The sequence below is a fragment of the Rhizobium leguminosarum genome (assembly GCF_002953715.1).
Lineage (GTDB): Bacteria > Pseudomonadota > Alphaproteobacteria > Rhizobiales > Rhizobiaceae > Rhizobium > Rhizobium leguminosarum_V.
In genome coordinates this window covers 243,699-257,938 of the sequence record NZ_CP025016.1, presented here as the reverse complement: position 1 = coordinate 257,938, position 14,240 = coordinate 243,699, and the positions used below count along the sequence as shown (strand labels likewise).

15 protein-coding genes and 1 pseudogene are annotated in these 14,240 nt (G+C 62.2%); 11 read left to right on the top strand and 5 right to left on the bottom strand.

The annotated features are described in order from the left end of the window. Positions 1–64: 64 nt before the first annotated feature. On the bottom strand, positions 65–940 hold the full coding sequence (gene yghU, locus CUJ84_RS36035; protein WP_105010207.1) for a glutathione-dependent disulfide-bond oxidoreductase: 876 nt from the start codon (positions 938–940) through the stop codon (positions 65–67). 210 nt (positions 941–1,150) lie between these two features. Between yghU and CUJ84_RS36030 the strand changes: the two genes are divergently transcribed. Continuing rightward, positions 1,151–1,399, top strand: coding sequence for a type II toxin-antitoxin system ParD family antitoxin (locus CUJ84_RS36030; RefSeq protein WP_072642369.1), 249 nt, complete (start codon positions 1,151–1,153; stop codon positions 1,397–1,399). After that, positions 1,396–1,684, top strand: a pseudogene (locus CUJ84_RS36025) (type II toxin-antitoxin system RelE/ParE family toxin). The gene CUJ84_RS36030 and the pseudogene CUJ84_RS36025 overlap by 4 nt, the downstream one beginning before the upstream one ends. Before the next feature lie 11 nt (positions 1,685–1,695). Here CUJ84_RS36025 and CUJ84_RS36020 read toward each other — a convergent pair. Next, on the bottom strand, positions 1,696–2,547 hold the full coding sequence (locus CUJ84_RS36020) for an NAD(P)-dependent oxidoreductase (RefSeq protein ID WP_105010206.1): 852 nt from the start codon (positions 2,545–2,547) through the stop codon (positions 1,696–1,698). Between the two features lie 211 nt (positions 2,548–2,758). Between CUJ84_RS36020 and CUJ84_RS36015 the strand changes: the two genes are divergently transcribed. The 3 genes from CUJ84_RS36015 (at position 2,759) to CUJ84_RS36005 (ending at position 4,587) form a co-directional block, all read left to right on the top strand. After that, complete coding sequence (locus tag CUJ84_RS36015; RefSeq protein ID WP_105010205.1) at positions 2,759–3,226, top strand: universal stress protein; 468 nt, start codon at positions 2,759–2,761, stop codon at positions 3,224–3,226. A gap of 120 nt (positions 3,227–3,346) precedes the next feature. Further along, positions 3,347–4,261, top strand: coding sequence for a DnaJ C-terminal domain-containing protein (locus CUJ84_RS36010; protein WP_105010204.1), 915 nt, complete (start codon positions 3,347–3,349; stop codon positions 4,259–4,261). 2 nt (positions 4,262–4,263) lie between these two features. Continuing rightward, positions 4,264–4,587, top strand: coding sequence for a chaperone modulator CbpM (locus CUJ84_RS36005; protein WP_105010203.1), 324 nt, complete (start codon positions 4,264–4,266; stop codon positions 4,585–4,587). Positions 4,588–4,600: 13 nt separating this feature from the next. On the opposite strand, the gene CUJ84_RS36000 is transcribed toward CUJ84_RS36005, so the two are convergent. From CUJ84_RS36000 to CUJ84_RS35990, 3 genes are read right to left on the bottom strand one after another with little or no spacing between them, the layout of a single operon-like run. Next, entirely contained in the window at positions 4,601–5,530 is a 930-nt protein-coding gene (locus tag CUJ84_RS36000; RefSeq protein WP_062943156.1) for a phosphatidate cytidylyltransferase, read from the bottom strand. After that, positions 5,527–6,147: a lysophospholipid acyltransferase family protein gene (locus CUJ84_RS35995; protein ID WP_105010202.1), complete on the bottom strand. Its 621-nt coding sequence runs from the start codon at positions 6,145–6,147 to the stop codon at positions 5,527–5,529. Before CUJ84_RS35995 ends, CUJ84_RS36000 begins: the two co-directional genes overlap by 4 nt. Further along, positions 6,144–6,773, bottom strand: coding sequence for a CDP-alcohol phosphatidyltransferase family protein (locus CUJ84_RS35990; protein WP_105010201.1), 630 nt, complete (start codon positions 6,771–6,773; stop codon positions 6,144–6,146). Before CUJ84_RS35990 ends, CUJ84_RS35995 begins: the two co-directional genes overlap by 4 nt. Positions 6,774–6,979: 206 nt before the next feature. Here CUJ84_RS35990 and CUJ84_RS35985 point away from each other — a divergent pair, with 206 nt between their 5' ends. The 6 genes from CUJ84_RS35985 to CUJ84_RS35960 are packed head-to-tail and all read left to right on the top strand — an operon-like array spanning position 6,980 to position 14,210. Continuing rightward, entirely contained in the window at positions 6,980–7,966 is a 987-nt protein-coding gene (locus CUJ84_RS35985; RefSeq protein ID WP_011649722.1) for a BMP family protein, read from the top strand. Between the two features lie 8 nt (positions 7,967–7,974). Continuing rightward, a complete protein-coding gene (locus CUJ84_RS35980) occupies positions 7,975–9,387 on the top strand; it encodes an amidase (protein ID WP_105010200.1) in 1,413 nt (470 codons plus the stop codon). Beyond that, positions 9,384–10,916, top strand: coding sequence for an ABC transporter ATP-binding protein (locus CUJ84_RS35975; protein ID WP_105010199.1), 1,533 nt, complete (start codon positions 9,384–9,386; stop codon positions 10,914–10,916). The genes CUJ84_RS35980 and CUJ84_RS35975 overlap by 4 nt, the downstream gene beginning before the upstream one ends. Then, positions 10,906–11,955, top strand: coding sequence for an ABC transporter permease (locus tag CUJ84_RS35970; protein WP_105010198.1), 1,050 nt, complete (start codon positions 10,906–10,908; stop codon positions 11,953–11,955). Before CUJ84_RS35975 ends, CUJ84_RS35970 begins: the two co-directional genes overlap by 11 nt. After that, entirely contained in the window at positions 11,952–12,896 is a 945-nt protein-coding gene (locus CUJ84_RS35965; protein WP_105010197.1) for an ABC transporter permease, read from the top strand. The genes CUJ84_RS35970 and CUJ84_RS35965 overlap by 4 nt, the downstream gene beginning before the upstream one ends. 24 nt (positions 12,897–12,920) lie before the next feature. Beyond that, the gene (locus CUJ84_RS35960; protein ID WP_105010196.1) at positions 12,921–14,210 is read left to right on the top strand and encodes an amidohydrolase family protein; all 1,290 of its coding nucleotides are present in this window, start codon (positions 12,921–12,923) and stop codon (positions 14,208–14,210) included. Positions 14,211–14,240: the final 30 nt, after the last annotated feature.

The window sequence follows — 14,240 nt, the reverse complement described above, 5'->3', positions numbered from 1 at the left end:
CTCCGCCGCCGTAAAGGCGGCGGAGCATCATTTGTTGCTGCGACAAGTGGCTGAGGCCACTCGCTTACTCGGCGGCCGCGAGCTTGTCCTGCGTCCTGGTGTCGAAGTCGCTGGCGTCGTGGCGCTCGTGCAACTGGGTCGAGGGATCGCCGGAGAGGCGGTTGACCATCCGGCCGCGTTGCACGGCCGGCCTGCTGTGGATGGTGTCGGCCCAGCGCAGCACGTTCTTATAGTCCTCGACCTGCAGAAACTCGGCTGCACCATAGGTCCAGCCCTTCACCAGGCCGCCATACCAGGGCCAGACGGCAATATCGGCGATCGTATATTGGCTGCCTGCCAGATACTCGCTTTCGGCGAGGCGACGATCGAGCACGTCGAGCTGACGCTTCACTTCCATGGCGAAGCGGTCGATCGCATATTCGATCTTCGTCGGCGCATAGGCGTAGAAATGGCCGAAGCCGCCGCCGAGATAGGGCGCGCTTCCCATCTGCCAGAACAGCCATGACAGGCATTCGGCGCGCGCACTCGGTTCCGTCGGCAGGAAGGCGCCGAACTTCTCGGCGAGATAGGTGAGGATAGCACCGGATTCGAAGACACGGATCGGCTTTGGTCCGCTGCGGTCCATCAGCGCCGGTATCTTGGAATTGGGATTGACCGCGACGAAGCCGCTTCCGAACTGGTCGCCATCGCCGATCTTGATCAGCCAGGCGTCATATTCGGCACCGCTATGACCGAGAGCCAGCAGCTCCTCGAGCATGATCGTCACCTTCTGGCCGTTCGGGGTGCCGAGCGAATAGAGCTGCAGCGGATGACGGCCGACCGGAAGCTCCTTGTCATGCGTCGGTCCCGCGATCGGGCGATTGATGCTGGCGAATTGACCGCCATTCGCCTTGTTCCAGGTCCAGACTTTCGGGGGTGTATATTCGGAAGAACCGCTCATCTTTCAAACTCCTGGCATTGGTCGGACAGAGCGCGACGCCGGTTGGGCCGCCGCATTTTTCCTGACATAGCAGAGGCAATCAGGTTTTGTCAGCGGTGTCGAAGCGGCTTCACACAATCGTCAGAGTTGGCCAGGGATCAGATTCACGCTGTGAAGACTAGGTTTTGTTATGTACCAAAAATTGGTATATTGGCTTAAAGGAGATTCTGCATGGCCAGAAATACGTCCATATCGCTCGGCGAGCATTTCACCAGCTTCATCGATACGCAAGTTCAGGCTGGCCGCTATGGTTCAGCCACTGACGTTGTTCGGGCCGGCCTTCGCCTACTTGAAGAACACGAAGCCAAAGTGAAGGCATTACAGGATGCCTTGATTGAAGGCGAGGAATCCGGCCCTGCCACGCCCTTTGATTTCGATGCGTTCAACGCTCGCAAACGTGCGGCGTTCGAGGCGAAATGACAGGCATCATATTTTCTCCTGCTGCGCAAACCGATATTGAGAAGATTTGGGATTACACAGCGACGAGTTGGAATGTCGATCAGGCAGAGCGTTACATCCAGGACATAAGAGACGCCTGCCACGAATTGGCGGAGGGAAGACGGATGAGCCGCCCCTCGGATATTCGGAAAGGGTACAGAAAAGTCTCTTGGCTCTCATTTTCCGTATTTCAAAAGCAATGATGCGGGCCAGATCATCATCGTGCGCATCCTTCATCAAAGAATGGACGTAGCCAAACACCTGTAAGGCTGTTGCGGTCAGCGATCGATGTCGGGGCGCGCGAGGATTTCGTCTAGCTGCCCGACGAGCACGCGGCTGCCCTCCACGTCATCAGCCATCCTGGCAAAGACGTCCGCCATACCGCGGAAGATGGTCGCGGCCGGATCATCTTCGCCGAGGAAATCGGCAATCTCCTGCATTTCGGCAACCCACCGATAGGCTTTGGGATACATGTCGGGAATGGATCTCGACAGCTTGCGGTCGACGTCGGGAAGGCTTTCGGAGAGTTCGGCTTTCAGGCTTTCGGCAGCACCCGAACGCGATGCGGCAAGCAGCATGGCGGTGCTAAGGCCGACAAATCCCTTGTTGATGCCGGCATAACACATCTTCAGTGCCGAGGCGGCGCCGAGCGGCCCGTCGAGCCTGCGGATCCTGAGGCCGTAATCCTCGAGCAGCCGGCTTCGCCCCGCCGTATCGCCGCTGATATAGATGGTCGGACCTGATTTGCCGGGGACCGGCGGCCCGCCGATAATCGCACCGTCAAGCACTTCGACGCCGATGCCTTCGAAGCGCGCGGCTACCGCCTGCATCGTTTTCGGCGCGACGGCGTTGAGGTCGACGAAGGGCGGAGGGGCCGGCATCCCTGACGATATGTCCGCAACGAGTCCGGCGACCTTGATCGCCTCAGCCGGCGGAACGATCGACAGGATCAGCTCGGCCTTCCTCAGCTCCTGGCGGCCGACCGGCACCATGCCGGCTGCCTTTGCCCGCGCAATCGTCTGCTCGCTCCTGCCCTCGAGATAGGTCAGCACCGTGGCGCCGTGGTCGATCAGCCGTTTGGCGACGGCACTTCCCATCGCACCCGATCCGATAATCGCAAAATTCGGCATGTGAACCTCAATCAGTGACGACACCGGGTTAGAAATGTTGCTGATGGCCCTGCCGTCAACTGCGACGATTCAGCCGGAGGTTCGTTCCGAAGCAGCTGGCCGTTTCATGCGCGCTGCCGTTGCGGCACTTTTTCTTGATATTCGTCAATGTCGGGACGGTCGATACCGGTATGATCGGTGCTATCATTCGCATTCAAGGATATTGATTTCAATGTATCGGACGATCATCTGCGGCATCGGCATGGGTTCCAGGGAAACGGCAAGCCGCCTTCTGTGCCGGGCTGCTGCGCTGGTGGACGACGGTGGAAGCATCGTCGTCATGCATGTCATCGAGAATATTCCCCGCCGTCACCTGACGGAGCTTCCTGAGGAATTCGAAACGACCGCCATCCTGGACGCCGAAAAGAAACTTGCATCGCTCTGCAAGGAGATGGGAATTCCGGCGACGATCGAGGTGCACATCGGCGTTGCCGCCTCCTTGCTCGTCTCCGTCGCGAGGGAAAAATCGGCCGATCTCATCCTGCTTTCATCCCATGTGACCGATATCACCGACTACGTCTTCTCCTCGATCGTCGACAAGGTCGTGCGCCATGCCGGGTGCTCGGTTCTCATCGATCGGCGAGCCGATCCCGCGCATGAAGGCTCGGCGCCTCAAGTGGAAGACGCGGCGTTGTTCTAGTTCCGCTGCGGATTGATGAAGTCGATCAGAGCGACTGGCCTCCCCTCCCCGGCGGCGGCCCGACAACCTATATCATCCCCAAGCCAACCAGCAGTATTCGCTGCCTGACCGGAGATATGCATGAGCCAGGATCCATATGAGCTTCTGGGCGTAAAGCGGGATGCGACGCAAAAGGATATTCAAAGCGCGTTCCGCAAGCTCGCCAAGAAACTTCACCCCGACCTCAACCCCGGCGACAAAAAGGCCGAGGAACGGTTCAAGGAAATTTCGGCAGCCAACGAGATCTTGAGCGACGAGGAAAAACGCGGACGCTTCGATCGCGGCGAGATCGATATAACAGGCGCCGAGCGGGCGCAGCGCAATTATTACCGCGACTATGCCTCGAAGAACGGCCCTGGCGATCCCTATCACAACAGTGCCGGCTTTGCCGATTTCGGCGACGCCGACGATATCTTTGCCAACTTCTTTTCGCGCCGTGCCGGCGGCGGCCAGACCCGTGGTCGTGGTCGTGACCGGCAATTTTCCATGGAGGTTGACTTTCTTGAGGCCGTCAACGGCACCAGGACTGAGGTCAAGCTGACGAGTGGTCCGGCACTCGACGTGCAGATCCCGCCGGGGACGCGCGACGGCCAGACCTTGCGGCTGCGCGGCAAGGGCGAGCCTGGCATCGGAGGCGGGCCGGCGGGCGATGCCCTGATCGAAATCCGTGTGCGCCCGCACAGTTTCTTTACGCGAGACGGTGACGATATCCGCCTGGAACTGCCGATCTCCCTCAGCGAGGCTGTGCTCGGCGGCAAGGTTCGTGTGCCGACGCCGTCCGGACCAGTTAATTTGACGCTGCCGCCTCATTCGAACAGCGGCAAGGTGCTGCGTCTCAAGGGCAAGGGTGTTGCAAAACGCGGCGGCGAACATGGCGACGTCTACATTTCGCTGAAGATTGTGCTGCCCGACGCCCCGGATGAACGGCTGACGGCCTTCATGAAGGAATGGGCGACGGCAAACTCCTACGATCCGAGAAAGAACATGGAGGCTTGATCATGGATGATCTCGAATTCCGTCTTTACTTGAAAATCGACATCGTCCAGCTCGACCTCTGGATCGAACAGGGTTGGCTGATTCCGGAGACCTCAGGCGGCCAACGGCAATTTCGCGACGCCGACGTCGCACGCGCCCGGCTGATCCTGGACCTCATGGGAAACATGGGTGTCAACGAAGCCGGCGTCGATATCGTCATGGAGCTGGTCGACGAATTGCACGGCCTGCGGGGAACGATGGGCAAGCTGATGACCGCCATCGGCAAGCAGGAGGGGGATCTTCAGCGCCGGCTGTTCGAGAGCCTCGAGGAGATCGACCGGTTTTAGCCTGAACCAGCTTCTATGTGGTGAACCAATAGCGGACGATGTGGAAGAACAGCGGTGCGGCGAAGGTGATGGAGTCCAGGCGGTCGAGCACGCCGCCATGGCCCTCGATCACATAGCCCCAGTCCTTGGCATTGAGATCGCGCTTGATGGCCGAGAGCACGAAGCCGCCGAAGAAGCCGGCGACGACGATGACCGTGCTGATGGCCGCGGCCTGTAGCGGGGAGAACGGCGTCAGGCGATATAGCAGTGTTCCCACAAGAATGGCCGAGGCGCCGCCTCCGACCAGCCCCTCGATCGTCTTCGAGGGGCTGATATTCGGCGAGAAACGGTGCTTTCCGAGGAGCTTGCCCCAGACATATTGGAAGACGTCACTGAGTTGCACGACCACGACCAGATAGACGAGAAGAAGTGCGGACGGTGTGCCGGTCTCCAGCATGAGAAGTGCTGGCGCGTGGCTGATCGAATAGACCGTCAGCATCAATCCCCATTGCACCCTGGCGCTGCGGGCGAGGAATTCATTGACGTCACCCGTCAAGGTCGCCACAGCCGGCAGGATCAGGAAGGCATAGACCGGGATGAAGATCGCAAACAGGCCGTACCATTCCGTTCCGAGCAGCACGTAGTGCAGCGGCAAGACGACGAAGAAGGACAGGAAAAGCGCCAGGTGATCGCCGCGCCGCGATGGTGTCAGGGTCCAGAATTCGCGAAGCGCCATAAAGGACAGGAATGCGAACAGGATGACGGTCGCCGTGTCGCCGAGCAGGATTGCGCCTCCGAACACTGCGACCATGATCCACCAGGAGCGGATACGGGCGTTGAGATTTTGGACGGTGGCGACGGAGCCGGGTTCGGTCGCGCGCCGCTGAAGGATAAAACCGATGGCCGAGGCGACGGCAAGCAGGCCGAGGATGGCGGCCAGAACGATGGAGAACAGGCTGGTCATGCGGTATGCCCCCCATCTGCGAGCTCAATCACCGCGGCACGGGCGCGGGCCAGGAATTCGGTCTTTTCCTCGCCTGGTTCGACGCGGAGCGGCTTGCCGAAGCGCGCCGTGCAGGTGATCGGGACGATCAGCATGCTTCCCTTCGGCAGGATGCGCTGAAGGTTGTCGAGATGGATCGGCACGAGATCGACATCCGGAAAACGGCAGGCGAGGCGATAGATGCCGCTGCGGAACGGGGCGATCTCATCGGTGGCGCTTCTCGTTCCCTCAGGAAAAATCAGGATCGAATGGCCTTCCTCGAGCAGGCGCTCGAGAGGCTCCAGCGGGTTGCTGTCCGGCGCAGGCTTGCGGTCTATCAGGACGGCGCGCAGGCATTTCTCCGCGATGAAACGGCGAAGTGCGCTGGTTCCCCAATAGTCTCGTGCGGCGACCGGATGGGTCAGCCGGCGCACCTGATATGGCAGGGCAGCCATGACGGCGACGGTATCGACATGGCTGCTGTGATTGGCGAAATAGATGCGGCGGCGGGGATCGGGCGCGCAGCCCCGCCATTCGCTTCGAGCGCCGACCAGGATACGGACGAACAGCACGAGAAGGCGACGGATGAGCGCGATCATAGTCTCTCCAGGGATCGGGCAAGCGTTATCGTGCGAGTGAGGCAGGTGACAAGGCTGCCGGCCGCGATGACCGCGCATGCCAGGATCAGCGACCAGTGGCTGCCTGATATCAGCGTCTCGACGCTCTGGGCGAGGAGGCCCGCCGTCAGCACCGCCATGCGGCGCTGCTTGGCCATGACGCCGCTGAAGTCCTCGGGAAGACCGACCGATCCTCCGAAGACCCTGATATAGGCAGTGAGTGCGGCGAGCAGCGCAGCCAGCCAGCCGAGCCAGCCAAAGCCGCAGGCATAGCCAGCCGCTACGAGAAACAGGCTGTCGGCGACCCGGTCGGGAAATTCGTTGTAGAGCGGCCCGCTCTTGGTTTTCTTGCCGCCTTCGATCGCGACCATTCCGTCCAGCAGATTGCAGACGAGCCGCAGTTGCACCGAGATCGCGGCACAAACCATGGCAATCGGATGTGTTGTGAAAACGATGAGCGCTGCGCCTATACCCGCGAATACGACCGATAAAAGCGAAATGCCGTTGGGTGTCGCGCCGCTCCGCGCCAGCCACGCGCTGAGGCCGATGGCCCAGGACGACGACCGGCTCGCGATCGGTCGCCGCGAGGCGCCCTCTTCTTCCCCCATTTCATGCCCCCCAACCCCTATCCTCCTTGCTTATCCTGCCAATTGCGTCGCGCCAAGCCGCGACGCCATACAGTTCGGAAAAAATGGCTGCAGAACGCAAGGCGCAACAGATTGAACAGCCTGATTTTTAAGCCCATTCGCTGCTTGACACATTTTTGGGCGCTACTATGATTTTTGAACCAAATGGTAAAAAAGGGGAACAATCAATGACCAAAGATATCCTGATTTCACGCCGGGCAGTGATCGCGTCGGGCATTGCGCTTGGGGTCAGCGGCTTTGCCCCGCTGGCAAGGGCGGCGGCGCCGCTGAAGGTTGCCGGCATTCATGCGTCGCCGGTCGAAAATGCCTGGAACTCCTGTCTGCACAAGGCGCTGCAGGACGCGGCCAAGGAAGGCGTGATCGAATATGTCTTCTCCGAAGGCGTCTCCGGCACCGATTATCCGCGCGCCATGCGCGAATATGCCGAACAGGGCAACAAGCTGATCATCGGCGAGGCCTACGCGGTGGAGAAAGAGGCCCGGCAGGTCGCGACCGACTATCCCGACACCGCTTTCGTGCTGGGTTCGAGCGGCGAGCAGGCCGGCGACAATTTCGGCGTCTTCGGCACCTGGAACCATGACGGCGCCTATCTCGCAGGCATGCTGGCGGGCAAGATGACCAAGTCGAATGTCGTCGGTTCGGTCGGCGCCATTCCGATCCCCGAGGTCAACATGCTGATCAATGCGTTCGCGGCGGGTGTCAAGGCGGTCAACCCGGATGCAAAACACCTCGTCTCCTTCATCGGCACCTTCTTCGATCCGCCGAAGGCCCGTGAAGCCGGTCTTGCCCAGATCGACGCCGGCGCCGACATCCTGTTCGGCGAGCGCATCGGTACTGCCGATGCCGCCAAGGAGCGCGGCATCAAGTCGGTCGGCTCGCTGATCGACTATACGCCACGTTATCCGGATACGGTGTTTGCCAACGCCATGTGGTACTTCCGCCCGATCCTGGACGCTGCGATCGCCGATGTCGCTGCCGGAAAGCCGGTCGGCAGGAACTACACGTCCTACGGCCTGATGAAGGAAGGCGGCAGCGATATCGTCTTCGTGAAGGGCGTCGCACCCGCCGAGGCAGAGGCTGCGATGGAGGCCAAGCGGGCGGAGATCAAGGCCGGCACCTTCGAAGTTCCGAAGATGATGGACGAGCCGAAGTAATTCGGCTGATGCGTCGCGATGCGACGGATCTGGCGGCAGCGATCAGGCATGGCAAGCTGAGCGCTGCGGAGGCGATGCAGGCTTCTCTTGCCGCAGCCGTGCTGCAGGAGCCGCTCGGCGCAATCGCCTATCTCGATGCCGCCATGGGCCTTGCCTCGGCCGACGACCGCGACCTGGAGCGGCGGAGCGCGCCCGATCGCTTTGCCGCCAGGCCCTTTGCCGGTGTGCCTACCTTGGCGAAGGATCTTGGCGGCCCCTTTGCCGGCCTGCCGATCACGGCCGGTTCCCGTCTCTTCGAAAGAAAAGGCGGCGAAGCGGACTCCGATCTGGCTGCCCGTTTCCGCGACGCCGGCTTCTGTCTGTTCGGCCTGACGACCAGCCCGGAATTCGGCCTGTCGCTCGCCAGCGAACCGGCGATCGGTCCTGTCTGTCGCAACCCACTCGATCCCGCACGCACCGCGGGCGGCTCCTCCGGCGGGACGGCAGCAGCGGTTGCCGCCGGGATCGTCGCGATTGCCCATGCGACCGACGCCGGCGGCTCGATCCGTGTGCCCGCCGCCTGTTGTGGCCTTGTCGGAATGAAGCCGACGCGCGGCGCCATCCCGGGCGGGCCATCTTTCGGCAACCACCTTGCCGGCATTGCGAGTGAACTCGCGGTCTGCCGTTCCGTGCGGGATACGGCGCTGATTTTCGACAGGCTGAGCGGCAATTCCCGAGGACCTTTTCCGGACCCCTCCCCTGTCGATATCGACAACGGCCGTTTGCGGATCGGCCTGCTTGCCGATACCGGCTCGGCCTACCCGACGGAGGGCACTCGGCTCGCAGCCGTGGAGGGTGCGGCGCGTGTACTCGAGAGCGACGGACACGAGATCGTTCCGCTGAACTGGGCCGAGTTCGAATGGAGCATCACTTCAAGCGGCCGCGCCTTCGCCGATATCGTCTCCGTCAATCTCGCAGCACTCATGAAGACGGCGGCTCTCGATGAAGGCAGGGCCGAGCCGCTGACGCAGGCCTTCGCTGCGCGCGGACGGGCGCTGTCGGCGACATCGCTCTGGAACACGTTGAACGATGCCGTCCTGGTGAGCCATAAGCTCTGGGCGCTATTCGACAGGGTCGATTGCATCCTCATGCCGATGCTGTCCTCCGCACCTCTTGCGATCGGCTCCTTTCCGTCCGATCATGCCGACACGGATCTGCATCTCGAGCGGATGACGGCATTTGCGCCGCTTGCCTGCCTCGCTAATATTTCGGGTTTTCCTGCTTTGACACTGCCTTTCGGACAGGATGAGCACGCCATGCCGCTGCCGGTGCAGATCATGGCGCCGATGGGCCACGAGCCGCGCCTCCTGTCGCTTGCCGCACGCCTGGAGGCCGAGGGGCGGTGGCAGCACCGTTTTCCCGTTGCAGGACTGCGGTCATGACCAGGCCCGTGCTGGAGATAGCAGGCGTCAGCAAGCGCTTCGGCGACAATCTCGCCAATGACGATATCTCCATGATGCTCGCCAAGGGTGAGGTCGTCGCCCTGCTCGGCGAGAACGGTGCGGGCAAGACCACGCTGATGAGCATCCTTTTCGGCCATTACATGCCGGATGCCGGCCGAATTCTGATCGAGGGCACGGAGGTGCCGCAGGGCAAGCCGCGTGCGGCGATCCGCGCCGGCGTCGGCATGGTGCATCAGCATTTCTCGCTGGCACCCAATCTGACCGTCCTCGAAAATGTCATGACCGGCACCGAAAAACTGTGGTCCTGGCGCTCGGGAACGTCCGCGGCGCGAAAGAAGCTCCTGGCAATTTCCGAGCGCTTCGGCCTCAAGGTCGATCCGGATGCCCGTCTCGGCGACCTGTCGGTCGGCGAACAGCAGCGCGTCGAGATCCTCAAGGCGCTCTATAACGATGCTCGTATCCTGATCCTCGACGAGCCGACGGCGGTGCTGACCAATATCGAGGCCGAGCGGCTGTTCACGACGCTGAAGGAAATGGCCCGCCAGGGCCTGTCGCTGATCTTCATCTCCCACAAACTCGACGAAGTCATGGTGGCGGCGGACCGCATCGTCGTGCTGCGCGGCGGCAAGATGGTTGCCGAACGCAAGGCATCGGAAACCAGCAAGGCGGAACTGGCCGAACTGATGGTCGGTCGCCGCGTGACGCGGCCCGTGCGCGAGGCGTCGACACCGGGTGCCGTTGCCCTTGAAGCTGCCAATGTGACGGTGCGTATCGACGGCGTCGATCGATTGAAATCGATCAGCTTCCGTCTGCACCAAGGCGAGATCCTCGGCATCATCGGCGTTTCAGGCAATGGCCAGGCGACATTGGCTCATCTGCTCTCCGGTATGCTGGCGCGCAGCGGCGGCGACCTCATGTTGTTCGGGGAAGCCATCGGCAATCTCGGCGTCGCCGATGTCGTCGAAGCCGGCATCGGCCGCATTCCCGAGGATCGTAACGAGGAGGGCGTGATCGGTGAAATGGCGATCTGGGAAAACGTCGTGCTGGAGCGCATCGCCTCACCGGGTTTTTCGCGCAATGGCCTCGTCAATCGCAAGGCGGGCATGGCCTTCGCGAGCGAAATCATCGACGGGTTCGATGTCCGCGGCGGCGGCCCGGTCATCCGCACCCGGCTGCTCTCCGGCGGCAATATGCAGAAGCTCATTCTCGGCCGCAACCTGCTTCGGCGGCCGCGCATCCTGATCGCCGCGCAGCCCGCGCGGGGCCTCGATGAAGGGGCAGTAGCGGCCGTGCATGCGCGCCTGCTCGAAGCCCGCCGGCAGGGTACTGCCGTGCTGCTGATCTCCGAAGACCTCGACGAGGTGATCGCGCTTGCCGATCGCATACAGGCGATTGTCGGTGGCCGCCTGTCACCGCCCGTCGAGGCCGACGGCGCTGACGCCCGCAGGCTGGGGCTGATGATGGCCGGCGAATGGCAGGAAAGCCCAGAGGCCGGCCATGCGATTTGAGCGCCGCGAACACCGCCCGCTTTACCTGCTGATCATCACGCCCGTCATCGCGGTCATCGCAGCGCTGGCGCTGGCGGGTATCCTGATATCAATCGCCGGCGCGCCTGTTATCGATGCCTATTGGCGCATCCTGACCGGCGCCTTCGGCTCGCGGCTGTCAGCGACCGAAACGCTGACGCGGGCAACGCCGCTGATGCTGACGGGGCTTGCCGCCGCCGTCGCTTTCCGGGCGCGGCTGTGGAATATCGGCGCTGAAGGCCAGTTCTATCTCGGTGCCATCGCCGTTGCCGCGACGAGCTCGAAACTGTTCGGCAATCTTCCCGCACCCATCCTCATTCCCCTGCTGCTGCTGGTCGGCGCCATTGCCGGCATGGTGCTGATCCTGATCCCGCTCTGGCTCAGGCTGCGCTTCTCCGTCGATGAGGTCGTCACCAGCCTGCTCTTGAACTTCATCGCCGTACTCTTCGTTTCGATGCTGATCGATGGTGTTCTCAAGGATCCGCTCGCCTTCGGCTGGCCGCAGTCGCAATCCGTCAGTGATCACGCCATGCTGCCGAAGCTGATCGCCCGCTCGCGCCTGCATATCGGCTTTGCGATCGCGATCGGGCTGGCCATCATCGTCCATTTCGTCCAGTCCCGCACCGTGTTCGGCATGCAGTCGCGCGCCGCGGGTCTCAATCCCGGCGGGGCCGTCTTTGCCGGCGTCCCGCTCGGCAAAACGTTGGTGAAGGTCGCCTGTCTCTCGGGCGGGCTTGCGGGGTTGGCAGGAGCGATCGAGGTCATGGGCGTCAAGGGTTATGTGACGACCGACCTGTCGCCCGGTTTCGGCTATGCCGGTATCGTCGTCGCCATGCTCGCCAACCTCAATCCACTCGGCGTCGTCTTCGCCGCCATTTTCACGGCCACCATGTTCGTGGGTGCTGACGGCATGAGCCGCGGCCTCGGCATCCCGACCTATATCGCCGATGTCACGGTGGCGCTGTCGCTGCTGACGATGCTGATCGCCTTGTTCTTCACCCAATACAGGATCCGGCGATGATGCAGCTGTTCGACATCATCGCTTCCGCCGGGCTGTGGGCGGCTATCCTGCGGATCGCCACACCGCTGATTTTCGGCACGCTCGGCGCCTTGCTCTGCGAGCGGGCCGGCGTGCTCAATCTCGGCATCGAAGGCATCATGACCTTCGGCGCGATGATCGGCTGGCTTTCCGTCTATCACGGCGCCGATCTCTGGACCGGCCTGCTGATCGCTGCGGTCGCCGGCGGCGTCTTCGGCCTGCTGCATGCGGGCCTGACGGTGACGCTCGGCCTCTCCCAGCATGTCTCCGGTCTCGGCGTGACGCTGTTTGCCTCGAGCTTCAGCTATTATGTCTTCCGGCTGATCGTGCCGCTTGCCAATACTCCGCCCACCATCGTGCCGTTCCAGCCGATCGCCATTCCCGGTCTCTCGACGCTGCCCTTCATCGGGCCGGCCTTCTTCACGCAGACGGCGCCGACCTATCTCGCAATCCTTATCGCCCTGCTAATGGCCTACATCATTTTCCGCACGCCTGTCGGCCTTGCGATCCGCATGACGGGCGAAAATCCGCATGCGGCGGAAGCCCAGGGGGTCAATCCGATGAAGGTGCGCTATGGCGCGGTGATTGCCGGAAGCGCGCTGATGGGAATGGGCGGCGCCTTCCTGACATTGTCGGCGTTCAACAGCTTCTTCCCGACCATGGTGCAGGGGCGCGGCTGGATCTGCATCGCGCTCGTCGTCTTCGCCTCCTGGCGGCCGGGCCGCGCGCTTTTCGGCGCCCTGCTCTTTGCCTTCTTCGACGCCTTTCAGCTTCGGCTGCAAACCGCACTGAGCGGGCTCGTGCCCTATCAGCTCTTTCTGATGACGCCCTATATCCTTTCCATTGCCGCCCTTGCCGTCATGGCCCGCCGCGCCCGTGTTCCGCAGGCGCTGATGCAGCCCTATCGGCGTGGCGAACGCTGAAACAATCCACCCAATGAGGCTCCGATGTTCGATCTGATCGTCAGAAAAGCAAATCTCCCCGATGGCCGAAAGGGGATTGATATCGGCATCCAGGGCGGCAAGATCATCGCTGTCGAGCCTAATCTCCAGGCGCAGGCGCAAGAGGAGATCGACGCGACCGGCCGGCTGGTCAGCCCGCCCTTCGTCGATCCGCATTTCCATATGGACGCCACCCTGTCGCTCGGCCTGCCGCGCATGAACGTCTCCGGCACGCTGCTCGAAGGCATAACGCTCTGGGGGGAGCTGCGCCCGATCGTGACGAAGGAGGAACTGGTCGATCGTGCGCTGCGCTATTGCGATCTGGCGGTCACGCAGGGCCTGCTCTTCATCCGCAGCCATGTCGATACCAGTGATCCGAGGCTTGTGACTGTCGAGGCGATGATCGAGGTTCGCGAGAAGGTCGCCCCCTACATCGATCTGCAGCTGGTCGCCTTTCCCCAGGATGGTTATTACCGCTCGCCGGGCGCAATCGACGCGCTCAACCGCGCTCTCGACATGGGCGTCGATATCGTCGGCGGCATTCCGCATTTCGAACGGACGATGGGCGAAGGTACGGCGTCGGTCGAGGCGCTCTGCCGCATCGCCGCCGATCGCGGCCTGCCGGTCGATATACATTGCGACGAAACCGACGACCCGCTCTCGCGCCATATCGAGACGCTGGCTGCGGAAACCATCCGCTTCGGCTTGCAGGGGCGCGTCGCCGGCTCGCATCTGACCTCGATGCATTCGATGGACAATTATTATGTTTCCAAGCTCATTCCGCTGATGGCAGAGGCCGAGATCAACGTCATCCCCAATCCGCTGATCAACATCATGCTGCAGGGCCGGCACGACACCTATCCGAAACGCCGCGGCATGACCCGCGTGCGGGAGCTGATGGATGCGGGACTCAATGTTTCCTTCGGGCACGACTGCGTCATGGACCCCTGGTATTCGATGGGATCGGGCGACATGCTGGAGGTCGGCCATATGGCGATCCATGTCGCGCAGATGGCCGGCATCGACGACAAGAAGAAGATCTTTGACGCGCTAACCGTCAATTCGGCGAAGACGATGGGGCTTGCAGATTACGGCCTGGAAAAGGGATGCAGTGCCGACCTCGTCATTCTCCAGGCCAGCGACACGCTGGAAGCGCTGCGGCTGAAGCCCAACCGCCTGGCGGTGATCCGCCGCGGCAAGGTCATCGCCCGCTCGGCGCCGCGCATCGGCGAGCTTTTCCTCGACGGACGCCCGGCCCGGATCGACGGCGGCCTGGATTACGCACCTCGTTATTGAGATAGGGCGAAAGCAAAAGGGCCGCGAAGC

Bases quoted from the DNA above. Each gene is read 5' to 3' on its own strand.
- yghU (WP_105010207.1), bottom strand. From the start codon at position 940: ATGAGCGGTTCTTCCGAATATACACCCCCGAAAGTCTGGACCTGGAAC.
- CUJ84_RS36030 (WP_072642369.1), top strand. From the start codon at position 1,151: ATGGCCAGAAATACGTCCATATCGCTCGGCGAGCATTTCACCAGCTTC.
- CUJ84_RS36020 (WP_105010206.1), bottom strand. From the start codon at position 2,547: ATGCCGAATTTTGCGATTATCGGATCGGGTGCGATGGGAAGTGCCGTC.
- CUJ84_RS36015 (WP_105010205.1), top strand. From the start codon at position 2,759: ATGTATCGGACGATCATCTGCGGCATCGGCATGGGTTCCAGGGAAACG.
- CUJ84_RS36010 (WP_105010204.1), top strand. From the start codon at position 3,347: ATGAGCCAGGATCCATATGAGCTTCTGGGCGTAAAGCGGGATGCGACG.
- CUJ84_RS36005 (WP_105010203.1), top strand. From the start codon at position 4,264: ATGGATGATCTCGAATTCCGTCTTTACTTGAAAATCGACATCGTCCAG.
- CUJ84_RS36000 (WP_062943156.1), bottom strand. From the start codon at position 5,530: ATGACCAGCCTGTTCTCCATCGTTCTGGCCGCCATCCTCGGCCTGCTT.
- CUJ84_RS35995 (WP_105010202.1), bottom strand. From the start codon at position 6,147: ATGATCGCGCTCATCCGTCGCCTTCTCGTGCTGTTCGTCCGTATCCTG.
- CUJ84_RS35990 (WP_105010201.1), bottom strand. From the start codon at position 6,773: ATGGGGGAAGAAGAGGGCGCCTCGCGGCGACCGATCGCGAGCCGGTCG.
- CUJ84_RS35985 (WP_011649722.1), top strand. From the start codon at position 6,980: ATGACCAAAGATATCCTGATTTCACGCCGGGCAGTGATCGCGTCGGGC.
- CUJ84_RS35980 (WP_105010200.1), top strand. From the start codon at position 7,975: ATGCGTCGCGATGCGACGGATCTGGCGGCAGCGATCAGGCATGGCAAG.
- CUJ84_RS35975 (WP_105010199.1), top strand. From the start codon at position 9,384: ATGACCAGGCCCGTGCTGGAGATAGCAGGCGTCAGCAAGCGCTTCGGC.
- CUJ84_RS35970 (WP_105010198.1), top strand. From the start codon at position 10,906: ATGCGATTTGAGCGCCGCGAACACCGCCCGCTTTACCTGCTGATCATC.
- CUJ84_RS35965 (WP_105010197.1), top strand. From the start codon at position 11,952: ATGATGCAGCTGTTCGACATCATCGCTTCCGCCGGGCTGTGGGCGGCT.
- CUJ84_RS35960 (WP_105010196.1), top strand. From the start codon at position 12,921: ATGTTCGATCTGATCGTCAGAAAAGCAAATCTCCCCGATGGCCGAAAG.